The organism is Hymenobacter sp. ISL-91, from assembly GCF_018613725.1.
GTDB lineage: Bacteria > Bacteroidota > Bacteroidia > Cytophagales > Hymenobacteraceae > Hymenobacter.
The window spans coordinates 1-23,357 of record NZ_JAGGPS010000002.1 but is presented as its reverse complement, the minus strand read 5'-3'; the positions used below and the strand labels follow the sequence as shown (position 1 = coordinate 23,357).

The window sequence follows — 23,357 nt, the reverse complement described above, 5'->3', positions numbered from 1 at the left end:
GTACCAGATGTAGAATTGTGCATTCGCGTTTCATTATTGAACGAAACTGTGCAGGTAGCGCAGCCAACAAGACAGGAATACACGTCTCTACATCAAACGAGTTACACCGTTAACGAAACCGCTATAGTTTGCGATGATAAGTAAACTGCAATGAACTACATTATCAAGTAAAGTAAAATATTTTATTGAAATATTTCATATAGAGCTGATTGTGAAACTTATATGGTGGTTCATCCAGCAGTTGTCAGAGTTCGGACTATATTCATTGTCCGAAACTTGAATTAACTATACTGCCGCATGTTCTCCACCAGCACCCGGAAATCCTTGGGGTAGGGAGCCTCGATGGTGACGGACTCGCCATCGAGCCTGGCGAACGTGAGCTGAGCGGCGTGCAGGGCAAAGCGTTTGATGAACGGCTGCTCCTCCTCGCCCTGCTTCACGTTGAATTTCTTCTTGAGCGTCGACAGGTAGAAGTCCTCGCCGCCGTATACCGTGTCGCCCACGATGGGGGCCTGCAGGTAGGCAAGGTGCAGCCGGATCTGGTGCATGCGGCCCGTGATGGGCTGACACTCGAGCAGCGTGTGGCGGGCGTAGGGCTCCAGGGTGCGCACCAGCGTTACGGCCGGTTTGCCCTTGTAGGCCAGCCGGGCCTTGCCCTTGGTAGTGGTTTCGATGCTGCGGTCCACGCGCAGGCCGTCGTAGTGATGCACGCCCCAGGCTACGGCATGGTACACCTTGCGCACCTGCCGGTCTTCGAACTGCATGGCCAGGTGGCGGTAGGCGGCCGGGTTTTTAGCCAGCGCCAGCGCGCCGCTGGTTTCCTTGTCGAGGCGGTGGCAGGCCTGCACGTCGTCGTGGTGCTCGCGGGCCAGGCGCAGGATGTTGGGAGCCCCACCAAACCGCTCATCGAGCGTGGCCAGGAATGGGGGTTTGTTGATGACGATGAAATCGTCGTCTTCAAACAGAATCAGGTCTTCGAAATTGGGCAGCTTCATATAGAGCTGCAAAGGTAAGGGGTAGAGAAGTGAGAAGCGGATAGGTGAGAACTTAGCACGTCATTCAGAGCGCAGCGAAGAGTCTCGCCGGCTGTCATTTCAATGTCATCGTCATCCTACGAGATTCTTCGCTGCGCTCTGAATGACGTGCTATTTGTGTTCGGTTGGCTTCTCCCTTCTCACTTCTCGATTTTGCCTAGGCCGGGCCAGCTTGAATTCGAGGGTTGTACCCTGACCTGGCTCGCTTTGCACCCGTATAGTGGATTTGTGCGCTTCTACCAAGTGCTTGCTGATGGCCAGCCCCAGCCCCGTACCACCCATCGTCCGCGACTCGCGGCTGCGACTTTTATCGATGCGGTAAAACCGCTCGAAAATGCGCTGCTGGTGCTGCTTGGCAATGCCTTCACCGTCATCATGCACCTGAACCAGTACTTTTTTGGGTCCGGCTTCTAGGCGCACGACCACCTGCCCCTGCTCGCGACCGTACTTGATGGCATTGTCAATCAGGTTGATGAGCACCTGCCGGATGCGGCCGCGGTCGGCTAACACTAGTAAAGAGGGTGTTGCCTCGGGCATTTGCGCTTCAGGACCATCAGCTTCAGCGGGTGCTACCTGTAATGCCAAGTGTACTTGGCGGCGAGCGGCCTGCAACTCCAGCTGCTCGAAAATATCGCGCACCAGCTGGGATAAGTCGAAGGGCTGGCGGCGCATCCGGAGTACCCCTTTTTCGAGCTGGGAAATGGTTACTAGGTCCTGCACGAGCTGATCGAGGGCATCGAGGCTGGTGGCGGCTTTGCGCAGAAACTTGTGGCGCGTGGCCGCGTCCATGCTCCCGTCAGGGCTGTCTTCCTCCTCGTCGAGCACCGTATGCACGAAGCCTTGTGCGGCGAAAATGGGCGTTTTCAACTCATGCGACACATCGGCCAGGAATTCGCGCCGTAGCTCCTGCAGGCGCTTCAGCTCGTCGATTTCCTGCTGCTTGCGCTGGGCCATATCCAGGATTTCCTCGCGCATGCGCTTGAGTGGCTCGGGCCGGAATAGCAGCTTGTTCGACAGGCGCCGGAAATCCTTGCGCTTGATATAGTCCAGCTCCTGATAAATGTTGTTGACCTCGCGAAAGATGAGAGCCTCAAACAGCAGATACAGCAATAGAAAGCACGCTGCCACCGTAATGGCGGCCGCCAATACGGCCTGCTCGCGCGGCATGGTGGGCGCCACCAGCACCAACGCCGTCAGCACCACTGCTACCAGCCCCGACAGTAGCAGCGCAATGCTGCGGGAGGATAAAACCAAGCGCATTTTTCGGGTAATGGATAGTAGGGTTTGGGAAGCAGGCTCTGCTGCTGGCGAGGCATTTTAGGAAGTCTAGCAGAGCGTCATGCTGAGCCTGTCGAAGCATCTCTACCGCTCCGTTTCAACAGTAATTCAACGAAGCGGTAGAGATGCTTCGGCAGGCTCAGCATGACGCTCTATTTGACCCCTGATACTTTCTAAACGCTTCCCTGTGATGTGTCTGGCCGATCATTCCAGACTCAATCAATATTGAACTTGTAGCCTACGCCCTTGATGGTCTGGATGTGGTGGTCGCCTACTTTTTCGCGCACTTTGCGCACGTGCACATCGACGGTGCGGGCCAGCACGAATACGTCGCTTCCCCAGATGTTCTGCAGCAGCTCCTCACGGCCGAACACCTTGTGGGGCGACGCAGCCAAGAAGGCTAGCAGCTCGAACTCCTTTTTGGGTAGCGTGATTTTGCGGCCATCCTGGTACACGGCAAAGCCCGTGCGGTCGATGGTAAGGCCGTTTATTTCAATGGTATCGGACACGTGCTGGGGCTCTTTGTCGCGGCGCACGTAGGCGGCGAGGCGGCTGAGCAGGGCCCGGGGCTTGATGGGCTTGGCAATGAAGTCGTCGGCCCCGGCATCGAAGGCGGCTACTTCCGAAAACTCTTCGGCCCGGGCCGTCAGGAAAATGATGTAGGTGTCTTTGAACCGGGGCTGCTCGCGCAGCTGGCGGCAGGCGGCAATGCCGTCGAGGTGGGGCATCATCACGTCGAGCAGCACAATGTCGGGGCTGAATTCGAGGGCTATTTCGAGGGCCTGGTAGCCGTCGGTGGCGCTGGCCACGGTGTAGCCTTCTTTGCGCAGGTTGTATTCAAGCAGCTCCACGATGTCGGGGTCGTCATCAACTACCAGAATTTTGTAGGCGTTGGGGTTGGCAGCTGGTTGCACGGGCAGGGGCGGTTTAGGGTAGAACAGCAGGCGGGCAGATAAAAGTACGGCTGGCCGGCGTGACCGGCGTGTTATCGTTTCGTTACCCGGGCCACGGCGCCAGCCCACCAGCGCCGGCCGCGGCAGCTTGGCTGGCACGGGGTTCGGAATGGGCCACACAAAATCGGCCAGCCCGGGCGGGCGGGCTAAAGTAGTAGCGGCGGCGCTTATCAGTACCGGGCGGCAGCGAACGGGGGCAGATAGCAGCATCGGAAGCAAAGCAGGGAAAGAGGTGAAAGGAGCAGCCGGATGAACTCTGAAAGGCAAAAAAAAGGCGGCCCCTGTTGGGAGCCGCCTACTGATACGTGCTATTTCTGAGCCACCATATTGAGCCGGTTTCGCAGGCCCTTGTACTTGTAGAGGTCGACCTTCACGGCCCCTACCAGCATATCGGCCTGTATGAGCACCGGCACTTTGTTCTGATCGTCGGAGAGGTACACGGAAACAGCATTTTCGCCCTTGAATAGCTTGTTTTTAGGCATTCTGGGCACCAGCCGGATAGCGCGGATAGTGCCGGCCTTGGTGCTTACCGTTTCGCGGCCCTTGTATATCACGTCCATGGGCATCATTTCCTCATCGAAGAAGCCCTGCACCCGGATAACCTCGCCCGGCCGGCGCAGGTCGTAATTGAGGGTGCGCAGGTAATAAAAGCCACTAACGATGTCCTGCACATTGTCGGGTACTTTGAAGGTGCCGCGCTTGACGTCGTTCTTGTCTTTTTTGTAGCTCTCGACGACAGCAACATCGCGCAGGCGGTCAAAGTCGACGGTTTCGCGCTTGCGGTAGCTGTTTTCCTCAATATTGCGGAAGAAGCGCCGGGGCTGAATGCTGCTCGTGTCGATGTAGGAGCGCCAGGTGTCGCGGATGCGCAGGAAGTAGTCGAACGAGCCCGTGGTACGGCCCGTAACGGTGGCCCGGTAGCAGGGCCGGTCGTTGATGCGGTGCAGGCTGTTGTCGAGCTCAATGGTCGCATCGGCCGCGTTGATGAGGCCATAATGCACTTTATACTGCAGCGTTTCGCCCGTTTGGAAGCTGGTGTTTTCAGCCGAGCGGGCCGGTTGTTTGGTTGGGGCAAAGGCCAGCAGACCGGTAATCAGTAAGCAGAAGGCAAATGAAAGCAGAAGCCGGTGGCGAATAACCATGAGCAGGTACAGAACGATGAATCGGCCGATTCATTTCAAAAGCGGTGCCAGTAAAGATACTCGGTTTTAGCCGGAGCAAAAACCGCCTTCAGTAAACGGCCGCGCGCCGCTTCCGGATTTACCGACTGCCCGGCTTCGGCCGCCCGGCACAAAAAAAAGCTCCCCCGGTTGCCGGAGGAGCTTTCTTATAAAATGCAGACAGACGCTTAGGCCTCGTCTTCGGCCTCTACGGGCTCCAGTGCCTCTTCGGCGTCCACGGTGCGGTCCTCGTCGAGGGCCGCCAGGGCCTCCTCGGGGTTGCCCTTCACCTTGGCCCGAATCTGGGCTTCGATTTTGTCGGCCAGCTCGGGGTTGTCCTGCAGAATGGTTTTCACGCCCTCACGGCCCTGGCCGAGGCGGTTGCCATCGTAGCTGAACCACGAGCCCGACTTGGCAATAATGCCCATATCAACGCCCAAATCGAGGATTTCACCTACTTTGGAAATGCCTTCACCGTAGATGATGTCGAACTCAATCACCTTGAAGGGTGGGGCCACCTTGTTCTTGGCCACCTTCACCTTGGTGCGGTTGCCGGTGATGTTGTCCTTGTCCTCCTTGATCTGGCCAATCCGACGAATGTCGAGGCGTACCGAAGCGTAGAACTTGAGCGCGTTACCGCCGGTGGTGGTTTCGGGCGAGCCGAACATCACGCCGATTTTCTCGCGCAGCTGGTTGATGAAAATGCAGCAGCAGCCGGTTTTGTTGATGGTACCGGTGAGCTTGCGCAGGGCCTGGCTCATGAGGCGGGCGTGCAGGCCCACTTTCGAGTCGCCCATGTCGCCTTCCAGTTCGCCTTTGGGCACCAGGGCGGCTACCGAGTCAATGACAATAATGTCGATGGCGCCGCTGGAAATCAGCTGGTCGGCAATTTCGAGGGCCTGCTCGCCGTTGTCGGGCTGGGCAATCAGCAGGTTGGCCGTGTCGATGCCGAGCTTGCGGGCGTACACCGGGTCGAAGGCGTGTTCCGCGTCGATGAAGGCCGCAATACCGCCCTTTTTCTGGGCTTCGGCAATGCAGTGCATAGTGAGCGTGGTTTTACCCGACGACTCGGGGCCGTAGATTTCCACGACGCGGCCTTTGGGCAAACCACCCACACCAAGGGCAATATCGAGGCCGAGCGAGCCGGTGCTGATAACTTCCACGTCCTGCACCTTGCTGCTGTCGAGCTTCATCACGGTGCCCTTGCCGTAGTTTTTGTCGAGCTTTTCGAGAGTCAACGCCAGCGCCTTCAGCTTCTGCTGCTGCGGGGTCAGGTCTTTGCTATCGGCTTTGTCAGCTTTGTCTGCTTTCTCAGCCTTATCGGCTTTGTTGGAGTTTAAGGCCATCAGAAAAGGGGTAAGTAGATTTGCTTAGGTTTGGTGAATGTAAGGCTTTTTGCCAGCCTCTGCAAGCCCGTAGGGGCCGCCGGAGGGGCTGGCATCTGGTAACGCCGCCCGGCTATATTTTGTGCCCGCAATGCTAAAGAAATTCGTCCGATTCAGCATCTTTTTTCTGTGCTAAAAATTTTAGAATTCTGCGCTGCCTGCAGGCCCCTGATACTGACGCTGCTAGCCGCGCTGGCCGCTAGCTCTGCCACGTACGCCCAGCTTGATAACCGGGCTTTTCTGCACCGGGCGCCGCTCGGCCCGGGCTACGAACACCAGCTGCGGCTGGAGGTGCAGGGGTTTCTGTTCAATAAAGACAACGAGTACTTCAACAAGATTGACCCTGGGCTGACCTACTTCGGGGCACAACTGGCCCCGCGGCTGGTGTACTACCCGGCCGGCAACCTGCGCCTAGAAGCGGGCGTGTTTCTGTGGAAAGACTACGGAACGCCCCGGCTGCGACAGGTGCGGCCGCTGTTCACGCTCAAATACCGCCAAGGGCCGCACACGCTGTTGTTTGGTAACCTGGAAGGCAACCTGCACCACGGCTACATCGAGCCGCTATTTGATTTTGAGCGGATGATAACCCATCGGCTGGAAGAAGGCCTACAGTACCAGCTGCAAACCCCGCGCACCAGCCTGGATGCGTGGGTGAACTGGGTGCGGCAACAGTACCGGTTCAGTAATTTCCAGGAAGAAGTGGCCGGGGGCCTTACGGTGGAACACCGCCTGCTGGCCGATTCGGCCCGGTGGGTGGTGGCGTTGCCGTTTCAGTTTACGGCTACGCACCGCGGCGGCCAGATTGATACCATCGAGAAGCCGTTGCAGACGTTGTTTAACGTCGCCACGGGGCTGCGGGTGCGGCGCGGGCTGACTTCCAACTTGGTGCAGGCCGTGCATTTTGATGGCTATCTGACATACTTCAACGATTATTCTTTCACCGAGGAATTGCCCTTCAAGAGCGGAACGGGCATCTACCTGAATGCGGGAGTTGATACGCGGCTTTCCAATCTGCAAGTGGCCTACTGGAGCGGGAATGGCTACATTTCACCCCTCGGAGGTCGGCTCTACCAGTCGGTATCGTCTTCGGCTGTGGATGTGAACTATACAGAGCGGCAGCGCCAACTGCTGATTCTGCGGGTGCTGCGCGACTACCGGCTACCGGGCCAGGTCATTCTGACCACCCGTTTCGAGCCCCTCTACGACCTCAACAACGGGCTGTTCGACTTCTCGTTTGCGCTCTACCTGAATTTCAATCAGAGCTTCCTGCTAACCACGCTGCGCCCTAACCGCTAGCTAACCCAAGTTGCGTCAGGTCAATCAGGCCGATGTAGGGGCAGGGCTTGCCCCCGCCCGCCTCTGGAATGGCAAGCCAAACAACTACTTGCGGCTCGCTGACGCCTTGTTTCAACGGCGGGCGGGGACAAGCCCCGCCCCTACATCGTTTTTGCAACTTGAGTCAGCTAGTGTAAGCTGAGCCTGCCTGGAGAAAGCGGCCGCGTAAGAGCCGAAGAACAGGGTAGCTTACGCTTGCGCCTGCTCGTCGCGCCGCAAAATGTAGTACAGGACCGGCGTAGCGCCCAAAACCCGGCGCAGCCAGGCGGGGCGGGGGCGCACCGGCAGCGGCCGGAAGCCCAACGCCTCGGCTACGGCCACGCTGCGCGGGTTATCGGGCAGGCAACGGATGAGCAGGCGGGCCGCCCCAAGCGTTTCGAACCCGAAGGCCGCCGCCGCCGCCAATGCCTCGCGGGCGTAGCCCTGGCCCTCGGCGTCGGCCGCCAGGTAGTAGCCTATTTCGAGGGTGACGGGGGAACTCCAGCTGGGTTTTAGGCTGATGTCGCCGAGGTAGCGGCCGCTGGGGCGGTGCCAGATGCCGAGCACGTAGAGCCGGCCAATGCGCCAGTCGCGGCCAAACTGCGTCAGCAGCCGGGCGCTGGCCTCGGCGGAGCTGGCCGCTGCCTCGCGGGCTGGGAAAGATGGCCGTAGCCGCAGCCGGTTGTCAGCAATCAGGGCAAAGAATTCTGCCGCATCCTGGGGTAGGTAGGGGCGAAGCAGCAGGCGCGGCGTCAGGCGCGGGGCAGAGTCGGGAGCAGCAGCGGGAGCGGGCAAGGCAGCGTGTAAAATTTTAGGCGGATTGAGGAAATAATGAGCCGGCAGGCCGAAAAAACGTCTTCGGGTGCTTGAGTAAGCTCGACGCTGGAAACCAGCGGCGGCGCTGGTCGTTCAAAAAGAGTGCTCCGGGCGCGCGGTCCGCTTCGGCGTTGTACGCGGCTGCGGCCCGGCAGGCTCTTTTCTCACTTATAATCTCCCCCCAGATATGACAGGCAGACTCCAGGATAAAGTAGCAATTGTAACGGGCGGCGGCTCGGGCATCGGCGAAGCCATCAGCAAACGATTTGCCCGCGAGGGTGCGGCCGTGGTGGTCGTGGGCCTCGACTCGGACCCGGTGCGCGAAGTAGTCGACGAGATTCTGAGCCGCGGCGGCCGCGCCATTGGCTACCTCGGCGACATTTCGCGGCAGGATACGGCTAAGGCCTGCGTAAAGGCTGCCGTCGATGAATTCGGCCGGCTCGACATCCTTATCAACAATGCCGGTGTGTTTCCGGCCACCGCCGAACTGGATAAGTACCCGGTCGACGCTTTCGAGTACATGATCAAGAACAACATCTACTCGGTATTTATGATGAGCCGGGCGGCGCTGCCCGAGCTGCAGAAAACCAAGGGCAACATCGTGTCGGCTGGTTCGGAGGCCGGGCATATGGGCTCGCCCATGATTACGCCCTACGGCGGCACCAAGGCCTGGGTGATGACCTTCAGCAAGGGCCTAGCCGTAGAGCAGGCCAAGCACGGCGTGCGCGTCAACTGCGTCGGGCCCGGCCCCATCGACACGGCCTGGACCCACAAGGAAACCGGCCCGATGAACTCGAAAATGGAGAAAAATACCGTGAACGGCGTGCCGCTGGGCCGCCGCGGCACGCCCGAAGAGGTGGCTAACGTGTACCTGTTCCTGGCCTCCGATGAAGCCAGCTACGTTACCGGCGCCACATACTTCGTTGATGGCGGCGTAACGATTTCCAAAAGCTCGGCGGGTGAGGAAGTGCCCTCGCACCTCAAGCAGCAGCCCCCGCAGCACCTCGGCCTCGAACACAGCCAGGAAGGCAACACAAAAGTGCGCAAAGAGGCTGCTGCTTCGATGGGCTAAGCCCGACATAACGCTGATTTTAATGGGTTGAGCAGGTTTTGAAAACGGCGCTACGCTGCTTTACTCCACCCGATTAACAACAAAAGAGGCTTGCCACTCGGCAAGCCTCTTTTGTTGTTAATCGGCTACAAAATCCGGGGCTTATTTGGCCTGAGCCACCAGGCCAACGCCGGAGCGCGACTGAGGCGGGCTGCCCAGGGAGTGCTGGTTGCGCATCACGTTTACCTGGCGGGCGGCCTCGTTGAAATATTCGAGCCGGCGGATAAGCATTTCCTTGGTCAGTACGCGGCCCTCGGGCGTACGCATCAGGCTCTTTTTGTCGGCCAGAATCCGCTGCATCAGCGCTTCGTTGTGAGCCTCGTGCTGCTGAAACTGGGCCAGAAACTCACGCACCTGCTCGCGAGGCGCCAAGTCGGCTGAGAGGCGGAACTGGCCGCCGCCCTGGTTGAGCACCTCGCTCAGCACGTACACTTCCAGCGGCAACGACACGTTCAGGGCCGTCGTGCGGATGTCGAGGCCCGCGTCGAGGGCGCTCAGGATGATGATCAGGTTGCGCTCAAACTGCTCGTAGTAACCGGCTGATTCCATGTTGAGGTCTTAGGGATTAGGGACGTAGGGCTTAGATGACGTGCTAGTCAGCATAAGGGTTATGATGATAAAACGTCATTCAAACCCTACGTCTCTAATCCCTAAGACCTTGTTAAAGTAATTCTTTTACAATCTGGTCGACCGTAATGCCCTCGGCTTCGGCCTTGAAATTGCGCACAAGGCGGTGGCGCAGAATGGGCAGGGCTACGGCCTGCACGTCCTCGATATCGGGCGAGTACTTGCCGTGGATGAGAGCGTGGCATTTGGCCCCCACAATGAGGTGCTGCGAGGCCCGTGGGCCGGCGCCCCACTCCAGCAGCTGGGTAGCACGGGCGGCGGCGCGGCCGGTGTTGGGGCGGGTTTTATGCACCAGGTTCACCGCGTATTCCACCACGTTGTCGGCTACCGGCACACGCCGCACAAGCTGCTGAAACGCCTGGATTTCGTCGGCGTGCAATACCTTTTCTACCTGCACGCGGTGGTTGGAGGTGGTGTTTTTTACGATTTGCAGCTCGGCCTCGTAGCTGGGGTAACCCAGCTCGATGTTGAACATAAACCGGTCGAGCTGGGCTTCGGGCAGCGGATAGGTTCCTTCCTGCTCGATGGGGTTCTGGGTGGCCAGCACGAAGAAGGGGCGGGGCAGGTTGTAACGCTTGCCCGCCACTGTTACGGCATACTCCTGCATGCTTTCGAGCAGGGCCGCCTGCGTTTTGGGCGGGGTCCGGTTGATTTCGTCGGCCAGCACAATGTTGGCAAAAATCGGCCCCGGCACAAAGTGGAAGTCGCGCTCTTTGTTGAGCGTTTCCGAGCCCACTATGTCGGAGGGCATCAGGTCGGGCGTGAACTGTACGCGGTTGAACGACAGGTCCAGCGCATCGGCCACGGTTTGGATGAGCAGCGTTTTGGCCAGCCCGGGCACGCCTACCAGCAGGCAATGGCCCTGCGAGAAAACGGCGGTCAGCACCAGCTCCACCACGTCTTCCTGCCCAATAATGACTTTGCCAATTTCGCGGCGCAGCTTCTGGTAAGCGGCGGCCAGCGCGTCGGCGGCTTCTTTATCCGAGGCGAAGGACATTCTAAGAGGAGCTAGGAGTTGGTAGCTAGAAGGTAGAATCAGTTAAGCAAAGCAGACCGACAACGTGAAAACGGCATTCCAGCGCCGGACTTCTACCTTCTTTAGTTAATCGAATTCAGCAGCTGGCAGCCGGCGTACTCGGGGTCTACTTCGAGGAACACGGTACCGCGGTTGAGGGCAAACCAGGCGTCGAGGGCTTTGTTTTTCTTTTGATTAAGCGCAGCCGCGGCAATTTTCTGGTAGTCGTCGTTGAGGTTGGCCTGGTGGGGCGGGCTGTTCGATTTCAGGTACAGAATGCGCACGGCGTCCTTGCCATCTTCGGTGCGGTAGGGCAGCGGCGGGCTGATGCTGCCCACTTTCATCGTGTCGATGGTGAAGAAAATAGCGGGGTCGAGCTGGTCGAGGGGCAGGTAGGTGCTGGCGTCGCGGCGGTTTTGCAGCAGGCCCCCGTTGCCGCTGGTCAGCTTATCGTCGGAGTTGTCTTTGGCGGCTTTCGCAAACGTGAGCGAGTCGGCCATAATCTGCCGGCGCAGCTTGGTCAGCTGCAACGACGCCTCGTTGGTGTCGGTGGTACCGGTTTCGGGCTTGAGCAGAATGTGGCGGGTGCTATACGAGTCGCCTTTGCGCTCGATAAGCTGGATAACGTGGAAGCCAAACTGCGACTCGACCACCGGCGAAATACCGCCTGGCTCCAGGCGCAGCGCGGCGGCCTCGTACTCGGGCACCAGCTCCCGGCGCTTGAAAAAGCCCAGGTAACCGCCTTCCACGGCCGAGCCGGGGTCCTGCGAGTACTGCTTGGCCAGGGTAGCAAAGTCCTCGCCGCCTACAATCCGGGCCCGTAGCTCGTTGAGCTTGGCCTGGGTGGCCTGCTTTACTTTGTTGTTTACCTGCGCTACTTTCACAATCTGGCCCACTTCCACTTCCGAGGAGTAGTAGGGCAGGCTGTCTTTGGGCATGCGGTTGAAATACTGGCGCACCTCGCGCGGCGTCACCGACACCTTACCGGCAATCTGGTCCTGCATCTTCTGCTGAATCAGCTGCTCTTTCACCTGCGTACGCAACTCGTCCTTGATCTGCTTGAGCGGCTTGCCGTAGTATTCCTCCAGCTTCTGCTCCGAGCCAATCTGCTGCACGAAGTAGCCCATACGGCGGTCCAGCTCGCTTTTTACCTGGCTTTCCTCTACCACCACCGAGTCGGTTTCGGCCTTGGCCAGTAGCAGCTTATTAAGCGCCAGGCTTTGCAGAATCTTACACTTGGTATCGGGGGGCAGCGGCTTGCCTTCGGCGCGGGCCAACTCTTGCCCATAAATGCCCTCCAGGTCCGATTTCAGCACAATCTGGTTGTCGACTTTGGCGATAATGCCATCAACTATGCTGCGGCCCATGGGGCGCCCAACACCCAGCTGCGCGTGGCCAGCCGTAGCCGTAACAACCAGCAGTGTCAGGCTCAACAGGGCCTTAAGGGCTGGTACTCGCAAAAAAATATGCATGAATCTGGTTCTAATGCCCATCCCGGCAATATGCCCGGAAAGGATTGGCAAAGGGCACAACGCTCAAAGCCGCCCGTAAATTTCGTTATAAATCCTTGCACCGGCAAAAACCACCAAGGCTTATGGCTATAGGAGCCTGTTCGGGGCCGAGGCGTTGCATCGGGGGAGCAGAACTGCCGGTACAAGAGAAGCGAGAAATCCGACTCAACCTGATGAACAATAGCGTCCAGCGGGTTGAATCGGATTTCTCGCTTTTTTCAGGCTGATAGTGCCTTACTTGGTTATCAGCTTGTCTACTTCAGCCTGGTTGATTTTCACCGGATTCTGCGCCTTGAGCTGTTCCAGCCACTGCTTTTCCAGGTAATTCTGGTAATCGGAGGTGGCCTGGCCACGGACTTCGTTTAGGGCCTTGGGTCCGGCGGGAAGCTGCTTGTCCACGATTACCGTGTAGTAGCGGCCGTCCATTTCGGTCTGGTACAGGCCGGGGGCCTTGTCCATGAACTGGTCAGCGACTTTGTTCTCGCCCTTGGCAAAGCTGCGCTGCTGAATCTGGACAGCCAGCGGATTTTTCTGGTTGAGGCTTTGCTCAATCTGGGCTGGGTTACGCGTTACGGCCTTCAGAATCAGTGCATCAGTGGCCGTGGCGTACTCCTTGGGCTGCGGCCGGCCGTTCTTTAGCGAAGCAAACTGGGTCCGAAGTACCCGGTTGGCCCCAATGCCCTGGCTGGTTAGGTAATCGAGCACGGTTTTTTGGCGCTGCGTAACCAGCGCACCAGACGTTTTAGCCTTGGCTGGCGCTTCTACCATCAGGACTAGCGTCGTATCGCCTTCCAGCATACGGCCCGCCAACTCCTCCAGCATGGCCTTGCTGTTGGGAACCAGCGTAGCCGTGCGGGGCTGAAATTTCAGCCCGGCCGGAATATTCTCCTTGGTGGGCAAGTAGCCGGCAATATTGGTAGAAGTAGTCGTGGTGCCTACCGTAACCGACTTTTCTGGCTTGGCTGGATTGGGGAAGTAGCCTTGCGCCTGGTTCCGCAGTTCGGGCGTGGCCGCGCTGATAACCGTGGCTTGCACCCGCGGGCCCCACTGGTAGTTGGTCTGGTTGGCGGCGAAGAACTGCTGCAGGCCCAGGGTATCCTCAATAGCCTTGCTCCACACCTTCTCGTCCATCAACTGGAACAGCAGAATCCCGTCGCGGTACTCTTTTACCAGCATGCGGTAGTCCTCGTACTTGTTTTCGAGGTTGTTCTTTTCGTATTCGGTCAGGCGCTGGTCTACGTACTGGTCGTAGAGCTGCTGCATGGCAAAGCGCGGCTCGGCGTTGGCGGCGCGCGGGCGCTGGCTCTGCTGAACGTAGGTCAGAAAATCCTTCACCAAATAAGGCTGGCCCTGAATGGTGAACAAAGCCGAGTTGTCGGTGATGTTCTTGCTGGCCTTGCCCGTGGCGGCCACCGGCGCCGAGTAGGCAAAGCGGCCCTGCACCAGCGAGGTATCGGCCTTGGCCAGTACGTACTCCTTCACGGCCGGAATTTCCACGAAGTTGTTTTCGCGGCGCACCCGCTTAAGGAAGGCGGCGCGGTTGAGCTCGGAGCGCGAATCCTTGGAAACCTTGCTCTTGAGCGTGGGCTCCATGGCCTCAAACGACGGTACGGGCTGCTTTTCGATCAGCTTGATGATGTGCCAGCCGTAAGGCGTCTGTACGGGCGGGGCAAGGTCGCCGGGCTTCTGGAGCTTGAAGGCGGCTTCCTCGAACGAGGGAATCATGCGGCCGGTACCGAAGGCGGGTAGCTCGCCGCCGTTGGGTGCCGAGCCGGCATCCTCCGAAAACTGGCCTACCAGCTTGTCCCAGTTCTCGTTGCGGCGCGTCAGGCGGGTGTATAGCTCGTCCACCTTTTTCTTGGCCGTAGCCGAGTCGGCGGCGGGCATGCCGGGGGTGGCCCGCACCATCAGGTGGGCCACCTTTATTTCACCCTGTGCCGAGCGCACATTATCTACCTTGATGAGGTGGTAGCCAAAACGCGTACGCACCGGGGCCGACACCTGCCCAGGCGTCGTCGAGTAGGCGGCCGACTCGAAGGGATACACCATCTGCATGGCCGTGAAGTAGCCCAGCTTGCCGCCGTTGCCATTCGCGCCGCGGGCCGAGGGGTCGTCGGAGTTTTCGCGGGCTACCATGTTGAAGTCCTCGCTCCCTTCCGTTACGCGGCGGCGCAGGCTCAGGGCCTTCTCGTAGGCGGCCAGCGTGTCTTTGGGTGTGGCATCGGGTGCTACCGTTACCAGCAGGTGCGAGGCGCTGATTTCCTTGCTCAGCCGGTCGTACGCCTCGCGTACCAGTTGGTCGGTTACGCTTTTCTCGGTGAGGTAGGGCTGGGCCAGCTGCTGCTTGTAGCCCTCCAGCTCCTGCCGGAACGCTTGGGTGGTATCGAGGCCCCGCTGCTCGGCGGCCAGTACCTTCAGCTTAAAGTTGGTATAGAGGTCGAGGTACTCCTGTACGCTGGCTTTGGTGCCGAAAGCCGGGTCGGAACTGTTGTTTTTCCGGTATACGTAGGCAAACTCCGAAGCCGGAACGGCGGTAGTACCCAGGGTTTCAACGGCGGCAGCCGACGTAGTTGTGGCAGGTTTGGTGGTCTGGCACCCGGCGAGCAGGGCCGCCGCAGCAGTGCCGGCAAACAAAAAACGGTTATGCATACTTGCGAAAGAAGGAAAATCAGCGGGCGTAGTTCCGTAGCGGGCCGACGGGCCGGATAGGGGATGACTACAATTTTACGGATTTTTTCCCGGCGGCCGCAGTTGGCTGCCCGCGCTGTGCCGCCGGCTCAGGCCAAGGTTTTGTAGAGGCGGCAAATGGTATGCTCGCCGGTTGTGCTGTACTCCACCCGGTCCATGATGCGGTTTACCAGCATCATGCCTACACCGCCCTTCTTGCCCACACGCACAAACTCACGCAAATCAGGCTCCTGATACGAGCCAGGTGAATAGGTAGAGGGGGTGGCATCCTCAATCTCAAAGCCAAACTCGTGGTTAAGCACCGTTACCCGCACGTCGAGAAACTGCTTTTCATCTTCGGCGTTGGCATGGATGATAAAGTTGGCTACCACCTCATCCACGGCCAGTATCAACTGATTAACGAGTACTTCGGAAAGCTGCTGCCCGGCCAAGGACTCGCCCACAAAGTCGCGCACCACCTTCAGGTTGCGACGGTTGCAGCTGATGCGAATGGCTTGTTGCATGCCTTGGGAATGGGGGCGGAGCGGTTTCGGGCAGTTAAACAGCCGTTGCGTCGGCCTCTGAGGGCACAATGGTCATCAGCGAATCGAGGCCCAGAATCTCGAACACGTTGCGCACTTTCTCCTGCATGTTAAAGAACACCAGCTTCACGTTGGCATCCTGAAACGTTTGCAGATGAGAGATGAATACGCCGAGGCCTGCCGACGAAATATAGTTGAGCTGCTGGCAGTCGATGAGCACCTTTTGGGTACGCAGAATTTCGGGCTTGCTGAGCTCGGTATCGAGCAGAACAGAGGAGCTGGCGTCCAGCTCTCCATTGAGGGCCAGCGTGAGCGTGGTATCGGTGGCGTGTTGCGTTATTTTCATGGCTTGAAGCTACGTTAAAGCCCGGCCTCGGGTTGGGCCGACCGGAATTTAATCACCAGGAGAGTCTGGTCATCGTGCATGGGCTGGCCCTTGGTGAACTCGTGCAAATCGGCCAGAATGTGGGCCTTAATGTGGTCGGCGTCGAGGTAATACGAGTTTTCCAGCATTTGCTGCAGGCGCTCTTCGCCGTACTCATCCTGGGCCGCGTTGCGCGCTTCCACGATGCCGTCGGTGTAAATCACCATGACGTCGCCGGGGTTGTAGTCGTAAAACTGGTTTTTGATATGCTTCTCGTACCCATCGTGCCGGATGATGCCCAGCCCCAGCCCGGGGGTCTGGAAATACGACACTTCTTCCTTGATGGAGTGATAGTAGAGTGTATGGCAGTGGCCGGCCCGGGCAAACACGAAGCCGCCGTGCTCATAGTCGATGATATACAGGGAAGCCGTGATAAAGGCCGACTTTTCGAGGCAGCGGCCCAGCGCATCGTTGGCCTGGGTCATGAACTGGCTGGGCACCGGATATTTCTCCCGCTCGTTGCGGGCCAGCGGGTTTTCCTGCATCAGGGCATGGAAAATCCCTTTCATCTGGGCCACGTGGAAGGCCGCCGTTACGCCCTTGCCGCTCACATCGCCAATGAGCACGGCCAGGCGGCGGCCCGGCAGGTGCAGAAAGTCGTAGAAGTCGCCGCCTACTTCGGTAGCGGCCACCGCGTAGGAGCTGATTTCAAACCAGTTATCAATCGGCAGATTCTTCGGAATCAGGCTGTCCTGCACGGCTGAGGCAATCTTCAGCTCATCCTGCACCCGCTGAGTGCGCATAGAGGCCTGAATGAGCTGCAGGTTTTCGATGCTGAGCACTGTTTGGCTGGCGAAGGTCTGCAGGATGCTCAGGCTTTCGCGGTCGAAGGCCTGTGTAAGTTCCTGAAGCAGGTAAATATTGCCGTACTGCCGCTTGCTGGAGCTGAGCGGCATTACCATCAGCGAGCCAAAAGGCAGCTGCAGCCGGCCAAAGCTACCGCCCGACAGGTCGTTGTTGAAATACTCGAGGTTGCCCAGGTTGAACTCGGCCAGCGTACTGCGAATGGTGCTGCCCTGGTGGGCGGGTAGCTGGTAGTACAGGTCGTAATGGTCCTCTTCGTCGGTGGCTTCAATATGCAGCCAGGCCGCGTCGGCGCTGGTTGTCTGAATGGCCGAGTCGAAGAACATCTGGTACACCTCGGCCGTCGTCTGGCCCCGCTGAATGAGCTGGGTGAGGCGCTGCATGCTCAAAATCTCCTCGCGCTTCTGCTCGAACACGCCCGCGGTGGGCAGGTTGAACAGCGTGATGAGCAGGCCCATGAGCGCATAGAAACCGGCAAAAAAGGCGTTGAGCAGCAGGAAAGCGTTTTGCGGGGCGGGCCCTACCAGCCGGAACGCAGGCTTGGTGTAGAGGAAGTAGGCGACGAATATGCTCATCACCCCGATAATGGCCAGCTGTAGCAGCACAGCCTCCATTTTCTGGCGGCGGTTGAGGTAGGCTACCCATTTTTGGCGGCCGCTCAGGTAGGCTCCAAACGCTGCCAGCACGCCCAGTACCGCCGCCGACAAGCCAATGGGGGGCGCGTAAGGCAGCAGGCGCAGCAACAGGATTGCGCCCAGCAGCACCTCGAAGGCTACCCACTGCCGCCGCAGCCGCTCGGAGCCTCGAAATAGCACCAGCGCCCGCCAGGCGTAGTTGGTGCGGGCCAGCAGCCCCACAAACAGCGCCACATTGAGCGTGTAGAAAATAGTATGCAGCACCGAACCGGCCATACCCGGCAACACCACCAGCAGCAATTGGTGCAGGCCCACGCTGGCAACCGCCAGCAGTGCCGGCCCCAGCAGCAGGCGCTGCAGCAGCCCAATAAAATCAACTCCGCGCAGGCGCTCCGGTAATTTCCGCTCGTAGAGAAAAACGACGGCCGTAAACAAGGCCTGCAGAATCAGAATAAGGCCGGCCGGAGGAGAAATGGTTACCCCGCCCAGGCCCGGATGGGCGTAGAGCAGCGCGGCAGCCAGCAGCGCCAGCCAGCTCAGCAACACGGCAACAGACAGCAAGGAGAAAGGCTTCCGAAGAACAGCCATGTAAGCAAAGTAAGGAAAACCCCGCCCGGGCACAGGAGCCCGGCGGAAGGAAACAGCAGGCCAAGATACGCGCCCCACCGTTATATAGGACAATTCCACCGCCAGCGTCTTGCAGCAGGCCACCACAATCAGCCAGTTGAATAAGCAAACACGCCGGAGGCAGTATTCTGGAGCACTAGTCTAAAAGACTGAACAGAGGCAGCTTAGCGGCTGCTATAGTTAGGCGACTCGCGGGTAATCTGCACATCGTGGGGGTGCGACTCGCGCAGGCCGGCCCCGGTGATGCGCACGAAGCGGGCCGTTTGCAGCGCCTCAATGGTGGCGGCGCCACAGTAGCCCATGCCGGCGCGCAGGCCGCCCGTAAGCTGGTAAAGCACTTCGGCGGCCAGCCCTTTGTAGGGCACGCGGCCCACAATGCCCTCGGGCACCAACTTCTTTACGTCGTCCTCGGCATCCTGGAAGTAGCGGTCCTTGCTGCCTTCTTCCATGGCTTCTACCGAGCCCATGCCGCGGTAGCCTTTGTACTTGCGGCCCTCAAACAGGGTCATTTCGCCGGGGGCCTCGTCGGTGCCGGCCAGCAGCGAGCCAATCATCACGGTGCTGGCCCCGGCCGCCAGGGCTTTTACCACGTCGCCCGAGTACTTGATGCCGCCATCGGCAATAACCGGTACGCCGGTGCCTTCGAGGCCGCGGGCGGCTTCGAGCACTGCCGACAGTTGGGGTACGCCAATGCCGGCCACAATGCGGGTCGTGCAGATGCTGCCGGGGCCTACGCCCACCTTCACGGCGTCGGCGCCGGCGTCGGCCAGGGCACGGGCCCCTTCGGCGGTGGCCACGTTGCCGGCAATTATCTGTAGATCAGGAAATTGCCGGCGCAGGTTACGCACGGCGTCGAGCACGCCCTTGCTGTGGCCGTGGGCCGTATCCACGCTGATTACATCGACGCCGGCTTCCACCAACGCCGTTACGCGCTCGGCCAGGTCGGCGGTTACGCCCACGGCGGCACCTACCATCAGGCGGCCCAACTCGTCTTTGCAGGCGTTGGGTGTGCGGCGGCGCTTGCGGATGTCTTTGTAGGTAATGAGGCCCACCAGCCGGCCTTCCATATCGATAACCGGCAGCTTCTCGACTTTGGAATCCTGCAGAATTTCTTCGGCGGCAGCCAGCTCGGTGCCGGCCTTGGCCGTTACGAGCGGTGTGGCGGTCATCACCTCGCGCACCGTCCGGCTCATGTCCTTCTCGAAACGCAGGTCGCGGTTGGTCAGAATGCCCTTCAGGTGGCGCTGCTCATCGATGATGGGGATGCCGCCGATGTTATGCTCGCGCATCAGCTGCTTAGCCTCGGCCAAGGTGGCAGTTTCGGTGAGCGTGAACGGGTCGAGAATCATGCCGCTCTCCGAACGCTTAACGCGGCGCACCAACTCGGCCTGGGCCCGGATGCTCATGTTTTTGTGGATGATGCCGATGCCGCCTTCCTGGGCCAGGGCAATGGCCATTTCGGCCTCCGTTACGGTGTCCATGGCCGCCGATACGAAGGGCAGCTGCAGGCGAATACGACGGGTAAGGGGGGCGCCGGTGTCAACGTCGCGGGGCAGCACCTCGGAGTAGCCGGGCAGCAGCAGCACATCGTCGTAGGTCAGGGCCTCGAAGGCAATTTTGGCGGTGTGGTCGGCCATGGCAACAAGAGAGTTAGAAGGTGGCTTGTTGCGGGTCAAAGTTAGGGCGCAAAGTTGGTTTCTGAGTTATAGCCCAGCTTGCTTTTCGTGGAACGCCCGTAAATAACCAGTAATGGGGCCTGAGTTGCACATTCGAAAACCTCCGGCCCGCGCTTACAGTTATACACCCCAGCCGCGTCATTCCGTCGCGGCCTTTACTTCGCTCCTTCAACCTATGGCAACTACCAAAAACTGGTTTATCACCGGCGTCAGCTCCGGTTTCGGCGCCTCTTTGGCCGACTTGCTCCTCGAAAAAGGCGACCAGGTGGCCGCCACTTTCCGCAAGCAGGAACAGGCCGATGAGTTCACCCAAAAAGCCAACGGCCAGGGCCACGGCTTCGTGATGGAAGTAACCGACGAAACCCAGGTTAAAAAAGCCATTGCCGATGCCATCAAGCAGCTCGGCCACCTCGACGTCATCGTAAACAACGCCGGTTATGGCTCACTGGGCAGTATCGAGGAAATTGATGCTGAGGAAGTACACCGCCAATTCAATGTGAACGTGTTTGGGCCGCTGCACGTGCTGCGGGCCGTGCTGCCCCACCTACGCGAGCGGAAAAGTGGCCACGTGCTCAACATCACCAGCATTGGCGGCCTGAAAACCTTCCCCGGCGTGGGCGTGTACAACGCCAGCAAGTTTGCCCTCGAAGCCATCGGCGAAAGCCTGGCTCAGCAGGTGAAACCGCTCGGCATCAAGGTCACCAACATCGAGCCCAGCGGTTTCCGCACCGAGTGGGCCGGCGCCTCAGCCACCTACGTCGATACCAACATTGACGACTACCGCTCGACAGTGGGCGAAAACCTCAAAGGCATCCAGAGCTACAGCGGCAATCAGCCCGGCGACCCCGACCGCGCCGCCCAAATCATGTACGACCTCGTGCACGCCGACGGCGACGCGCCCCTACACCTGCCGCTGGGCAAAGCCGCCGTCAAAGGCGCCCGCGAGAAATTCACAGCGCTGGTAAAAGAGCTGGCCGAAGTAGAGGAAACCGGCAACTCGGCAGATTTCCCGAGCTAGGTTTTAAGCCTTAGGAGGTCGTCATTCAGAGCGAAGCGAAGAATCTCGCGTGAGTCGTTGAACAACAACCGTTGTAACGATTCACGCGAGATTCTTCGCTTCGCTCTGAATGACGGTCGTATTTTCCACTAACCACTAACCACTAACCACTAACCACTAACCACTAACCACTAACCACTAACCACTAACCACTAAAGCCCGTTCTGCTTTTTGGTGCCGCGCACGGCCTGGGCTTCGAGCGGGTTTTCGGGCCAGTAGTGCTTGGGGTAGCGGCCGCGCAGGTCTTTGCGGACTTCGAAGTAGGAGCTGGTCCAGAAGCTGCGCAGGTCGCGCGTGACTTGGGCGGGGCGGTAGCCGGGCGAGAGCAGGTGCAGCGTGAGCGGCACCCGTCCGCCGGCCACCGTGGGCGTGTCGATTAGGCCAAACACTTCCTGCAGCCGCACGGCCAGCACCGGCGTTTCGGGCACGGCGTAATTGAGGCGGATGCGCGAGCCGGTAGGCACTTCGAGGTGAGTGGGGGCGAGGCGGTCCAGTTCCTGGCGCTGGCCCCAGCCGCCCGGCAGCCGCCCCAGCAGGGCCTCCGCAAAGTCAATCCGACCCAGTTCGGCCATCGACTTCACACCCGCCAGATAGGGCCCCAGCCAGTCGTCCAGCTCCGCCAGCAATACCTCGTCCGACACGTCGGGCCAGCTTCCAGGGAAATGGTAATGCGCAAAAGCCAGCCGCTGCCGGAGCTGAGTGGCGGCCTCGCTCCAGGGTAGCCCGGCTACACCGCCGGCCCGCACCGCGCCCAGCAGGGCCGCGGCCACCAGCGCCGGGTCGGGGTTGGGCAGGTTGACATCCGACAGCACCAACGCCCCGAGGCGGCGCAGGCGGCGGGCCGTTACGCGGCCGGCGGCCTCGTCCCAGCGCACTTCGTCGCGGGTTTCTATCTGATGCGCGAAATGCTCTTCCAGCTCGGCCCGGCTCAGCGGCGCGGCCAGACTGGCGCGCGGCTGAGCGGCGTAGCCATCGAGGGCGGCTACGGCAAAAAATTGGTCCTGCTGGCCGAAATGCTCAGCGGGTAGCGTGGCCCGCTGGCCGCTGCGCAGGCGCACCCGTTCGGGCGTTTCGCGCTGGGCCAGGCGGTCGGGGTAGGCCAGGGCGGCCAGCAGCCCGGCCGCATCGGGCTCAATTTCACCCTTGGCGCCGGCCCGCTGACGCAGCACGGTCGCCGCCTCGCGCACCCGGCGCAGGCCGGCCGCATCGGGCAGCAGCCCGGGCAATGGGGCGCGGCCGGTGTGCAGGGCCTCCAGGCGCAGGCGTAAATCGGGTGGGCCAAACGAGCCGTCGGCGGGGCGCAGAATGTCGCGCTCGGTGAGCAGGGCTGCCAGCGCACAGGCCGTGGCCCCGTGGCCGATTTGCTGGCCCCGGGCTACCAGGTGGGCCAGGCGCGGGGCCAGCCCCAACCGGGCCAGGGCGCGGCCGTGGGCGGTGGGCGGCCCGGCGGGCGTAACGGCCTCCAGCCGTACCAGCAGCTCGCGGGCCTGGGCCAGCGCCGGGGCCGGCGGGGCATCCAGCCAGCGCAGGGTGCCGGCTTCGTGCGCGCCCCACAAGGCCAGCTCCAGCGCCAGCGGGCTCAGGTCGGCGGTCAGGATTTCGGGGGGCAGATGCAGCGGCAACTCGCGGAATTCGGCTTCGGTCCAGAGGCGGTAGCAGGTGCCGGGGCCGAGGCGGCCGGCGCGGCCCCGGCGCTGGTCGGCGGCGGCCTGGCTGGCGGGCTCGGTGCCCAGGGTGGTTAGGCCGGTGCGCGGCTCGAAGCGCGGAATCCGGGCAAAGCCGCCATCCACCACGATGCTCACGCCCTCAATAGTGAGGCTGGTTTCGGCAATGCTGGTGGCCAGCACCACCTTGCGGCGGCCGGCCGGGGCGGGGCGCAACGCGGCGTCCTGCTGCTCGGCCGGCAGCTCGCCGTGCAGCGTGTGCAGGTCGATGTGGGCGGGCAGCGAGGCCAGCTTGGCCGCCACCCGGCGCTGGTCGGCCAGGCCGGGCAGAAACACCAGCACGTCGCCGCTGGGGTGGGCGTGCAGGGCTTCGCGCACGAGTACCGGCACGAGGTCCTGGAGCTTTTCGTGGGGGCGGCGTGAGGCGCTGGCGGCTCGTCGGGGGCTCAGGTAGTGGGTTTCAATCGGAAACATGCGGCCCAGACTGCTCACTACGGGCGCATTCAGCCAGTGGCCCAGCCGGTCGGCGTCCAGCGTGGCCGACATCACCAGCAGGCGCAAATCGGGCCGCAGCACCTGCTGGGCGTCGAGGGCCAGGGCCAGGCCGAGGTCGGCCTGCAGGCTGCGCTCATGAAATTCATCGAACAGCACGGCCGCCACGCCTTCCAGCGCGGGGTCGCCCTGGAGCTGGCGGGTGAGGATGATTTCGGTGACGACTTCGATGCGGGTTTTGGCCGATACCTTGCTTTCCAGCCGCATGCGGTAGCCAACCGTCTGGCCCACGGGCTCGCCCAGCAGCTGGGCCATGCGGGTGGCCGCTGCCCGCGCCGCCAGCCGCCGCGGCTCCAGCACGATAATTTTGCCGCCCGCCCGCCAATCGGCTTCCAGCAGCGCCAGCGGCACCAGCGTGGTTTTGCCGGCGCCCGGCGGGGCCTGCAGCACGGCGATGCTGTGGGCTTCGAGCGTGGCCAGCAGCTCGGGCAGGGCGGCGGTGATGGGCAGGTCGGGGAGGCGCATTCGTTCAGTAGTTTTTAGCCCGCAGAGGACGCAGTGTTTT

At 60.6% G+C, this 23,357-nt stretch carries 18 protein-coding genes; 3 read left to right on the top strand and 15 right to left on the bottom strand.

Features of this window, described 5'->3' with window-relative positions; genetic code table 11:
• Positions 1–281: 281 nt before the first annotated feature.
• The 5 genes from J7E24_RS00340 to recA form a co-directional block, all read right to left on the bottom strand.
• Complete coding sequence (locus tag J7E24_RS00340; RefSeq protein ID WP_215133969.1) at positions 282–995, bottom strand: RluA family pseudouridine synthase; 714 nt, start codon at positions 993–995, stop codon at positions 282–284.
• A 150-nt stretch (positions 996–1,145) separates the two neighbouring features.
• Positions 1,146–2,294: a sensor histidine kinase gene (locus J7E24_RS00335; RefSeq protein WP_215133967.1), complete on the bottom strand. Its 1,149-nt coding sequence runs from the start codon at positions 2,292–2,294 to the stop codon at positions 1,146–1,148.
• 233 nt (positions 2,295–2,527) lie between these two features.
• The gene (locus J7E24_RS00330) at positions 2,528–3,226 is read right to left on the bottom strand and encodes a response regulator transcription factor (RefSeq protein WP_317195603.1); all 699 of its coding nucleotides are present in this window, start codon (positions 3,224–3,226) and stop codon (positions 2,528–2,530) included.
• Between the two features lie 347 nt (positions 3,227–3,573).
• On the bottom strand, positions 3,574–4,407 hold the full coding sequence (locus J7E24_RS00325) for a DUF3108 domain-containing protein (protein ID WP_215133963.1): 834 nt from the start codon (positions 4,405–4,407) through the stop codon (positions 3,574–3,576).
• A gap of 206 nt (positions 4,408–4,613) precedes the next feature.
• Positions 4,614–5,771: a recombinase RecA gene (recA, locus tag J7E24_RS00320; RefSeq protein WP_410779712.1), complete on the bottom strand. Its 1,158-nt coding sequence runs from the start codon at positions 5,769–5,771 to the stop codon at positions 4,614–4,616.
• 168 nt (positions 5,772–5,939) lie between these two features.
• On the opposite strand from recA, the gene J7E24_RS00315 reads away from it, so the two are divergent.
• Positions 5,940–7,106 (top strand): hypothetical protein, encoded by a 1,167-nt coding sequence (locus J7E24_RS00315; protein WP_215133961.1) that lies wholly within the window; start codon positions 5,940–5,942, stop codon positions 7,104–7,106.
• A gap of 228 nt (positions 7,107–7,334) precedes the next feature.
• On the opposite strand, the gene J7E24_RS00310 is transcribed toward J7E24_RS00315, so the two are convergent.
• A complete protein-coding gene (locus J7E24_RS00310) occupies positions 7,335–7,919 on the bottom strand; it encodes a GNAT family N-acetyltransferase (protein ID WP_215133959.1) in 585 nt (194 codons plus the stop codon).
• 208 nt (positions 7,920–8,127) lie between these two features.
• On the opposite strand from J7E24_RS00310, the gene J7E24_RS00305 reads away from it, so the two are divergent.
• Positions 8,128–9,012: an SDR family NAD(P)-dependent oxidoreductase gene (locus tag J7E24_RS00305; RefSeq protein WP_215133957.1), complete on the top strand. Its 885-nt coding sequence runs from the start codon at positions 8,128–8,130 to the stop codon at positions 9,010–9,012.
• A gap of 141 nt (positions 9,013–9,153) precedes the next feature.
• On the opposite strand, the gene J7E24_RS00300 is transcribed toward J7E24_RS00305, so the two are convergent.
• The 8 genes from J7E24_RS00300 to guaB form a co-directional block, all read right to left on the bottom strand.
• Positions 9,154–9,600, bottom strand: a complete 447-nt coding sequence (locus J7E24_RS00300; RefSeq protein ID WP_215133955.1) for a hypothetical protein — start codon at positions 9,598–9,600, stop codon at positions 9,154–9,156.
• A 112-nt stretch (positions 9,601–9,712) separates the two neighbouring features.
• Complete coding sequence (locus tag J7E24_RS00295) at positions 9,713–10,675, bottom strand: AAA family ATPase (protein WP_215133953.1); 963 nt, start codon at positions 10,673–10,675, stop codon at positions 9,713–9,715.
• A gap of 101 nt (positions 10,676–10,776) precedes the next feature.
• Complete coding sequence (locus J7E24_RS00290) at positions 10,777–12,165, bottom strand: peptidylprolyl isomerase (protein ID WP_251046940.1); 1,389 nt, start codon at positions 12,163–12,165, stop codon at positions 10,777–10,779.
• A gap of 273 nt (positions 12,166–12,438) precedes the next feature.
• Entirely contained in the window at positions 12,439–14,853 is a 2,415-nt protein-coding gene (locus J7E24_RS00285; protein ID WP_215133951.1) for a peptidylprolyl isomerase, read from the bottom strand.
• A 128-nt stretch (positions 14,854–14,981) separates the two neighbouring features.
• Entirely contained in the window at positions 14,982–15,395 is a 414-nt protein-coding gene (locus J7E24_RS00280; RefSeq protein WP_215133949.1) for an ATP-binding protein, read from the bottom strand.
• A 34-nt stretch (positions 15,396–15,429) separates the two neighbouring features.
• Positions 15,430–15,759: an STAS domain-containing protein gene (locus tag J7E24_RS00275; RefSeq protein ID WP_215133947.1), complete on the bottom strand. Its 330-nt coding sequence runs from the start codon at positions 15,757–15,759 to the stop codon at positions 15,430–15,432.
• 14 nt (positions 15,760–15,773) lie between these two features.
• Positions 15,774–17,864, bottom strand: coding sequence for a SpoIIE family protein phosphatase (locus tag J7E24_RS00270; RefSeq protein WP_215133945.1), 2,091 nt, complete (start codon positions 17,862–17,864; stop codon positions 15,774–15,776).
• A gap of 203 nt (positions 17,865–18,067) precedes the next feature.
• The gene (gene guaB / locus J7E24_RS00265; protein ID WP_215133943.1) at positions 18,068–19,540 is read right to left on the bottom strand and encodes an IMP dehydrogenase; all 1,473 of its coding nucleotides are present in this window, start codon (positions 19,538–19,540) and stop codon (positions 18,068–18,070) included.
• Between the two features lie 214 nt (positions 19,541–19,754).
• Between guaB and J7E24_RS00260 the strand changes: the two genes are divergently transcribed.
• The gene (locus J7E24_RS00260; RefSeq protein WP_215133941.1) at positions 19,755–20,597 is read left to right on the top strand and encodes an oxidoreductase; all 843 of its coding nucleotides are present in this window, start codon (positions 19,755–19,757) and stop codon (positions 20,595–20,597) included.
• Positions 20,598–20,788: 191 nt separating this feature from the next.
• On the opposite strand, the gene hrpB is transcribed toward J7E24_RS00260, so the two are convergent.
• Positions 20,789–23,317, bottom strand: a complete 2,529-nt coding sequence (gene hrpB, locus J7E24_RS00255; RefSeq protein ID WP_215133939.1) for an ATP-dependent helicase HrpB — start codon at positions 23,315–23,317, stop codon at positions 20,789–20,791.
• Positions 23,318–23,357 lie beyond the last annotated feature (40 nt).

What these genes read in the sequence shown, in the direction of transcription:
- J7E24_RS00305 (WP_215133957.1), top strand. Translation starts at nt 8,128, where the DNA reads ATGACAGGCAGACTCCAGGATAAAGTAGCAATTGTAACGGGCGGCGGC.
- recA (WP_410779712.1), bottom strand. Translation starts at nt 5,771, where the DNA reads ATGGCCTTAAACTCCAACAAAGCCGATAAGGCTGAGAAAGCAGACAAA.
- J7E24_RS00290 (WP_251046940.1), bottom strand. Translation starts at nt 12,165, where the DNA reads ATGCATATTTTTTTGCGAGTACCAGCCCTTAAGGCCCTGTTGAGCCTG.
- J7E24_RS00280 (WP_215133949.1), bottom strand. Translation starts at nt 15,395, where the DNA reads ATGCAACAAGCCATTCGCATCAGCTGCAACCGTCGCAACCTGAAGGTG.
- J7E24_RS00275 (WP_215133947.1), bottom strand. Translation starts at nt 15,759, where the DNA reads ATGAAAATAACGCAACACGCCACCGATACCACGCTCACGCTGGCCCTC.
- hrpB (WP_215133939.1), bottom strand. Translation starts at nt 23,317, where the DNA reads ATGCGCCTCCCCGACCTGCCCATCACCGCCGCCCTGCCCGAGCTGCTG.
- J7E24_RS00285 (WP_215133951.1), bottom strand. Translation starts at nt 14,853, where the DNA reads ATGCATAACCGTTTTTTGTTTGCCGGCACTGCTGCGGCGGCCCTGCTC.
- guaB (WP_215133943.1), bottom strand. Translation starts at nt 19,540, where the DNA reads ATGGCCGACCACACCGCCAAAATTGCCTTCGAGGCCCTGACCTACGAC.
- J7E24_RS00335 (WP_215133967.1), bottom strand. Translation starts at nt 2,294, where the DNA reads ATGCGCTTGGTTTTATCCTCCCGCAGCATTGCGCTGCTACTGTCGGGG.
- J7E24_RS00295 (WP_215133953.1), bottom strand. Translation starts at nt 10,675, where the DNA reads ATGTCCTTCGCCTCGGATAAAGAAGCCGCCGACGCGCTGGCCGCCGCT.
- J7E24_RS00325 (WP_215133963.1), bottom strand. Translation starts at nt 4,407, where the DNA reads ATGGTTATTCGCCACCGGCTTCTGCTTTCATTTGCCTTCTGCTTACTG.
- J7E24_RS00260 (WP_215133941.1), top strand. Translation starts at nt 19,755, where the DNA reads ATGGCAACTACCAAAAACTGGTTTATCACCGGCGTCAGCTCCGGTTTC.
- J7E24_RS00270 (WP_215133945.1), bottom strand. Translation starts at nt 17,864, where the DNA reads ATGGCTGTTCTTCGGAAGCCTTTCTCCTTGCTGTCTGTTGCCGTGTTG.
- J7E24_RS00300 (WP_215133955.1), bottom strand. Translation starts at nt 9,600, where the DNA reads ATGGAATCAGCCGGTTACTACGAGCAGTTTGAGCGCAACCTGATCATC.
- J7E24_RS00340 (WP_215133969.1), bottom strand. Translation starts at nt 995, where the DNA reads ATGAAGCTGCCCAATTTCGAAGACCTGATTCTGTTTGAAGACGACGAT.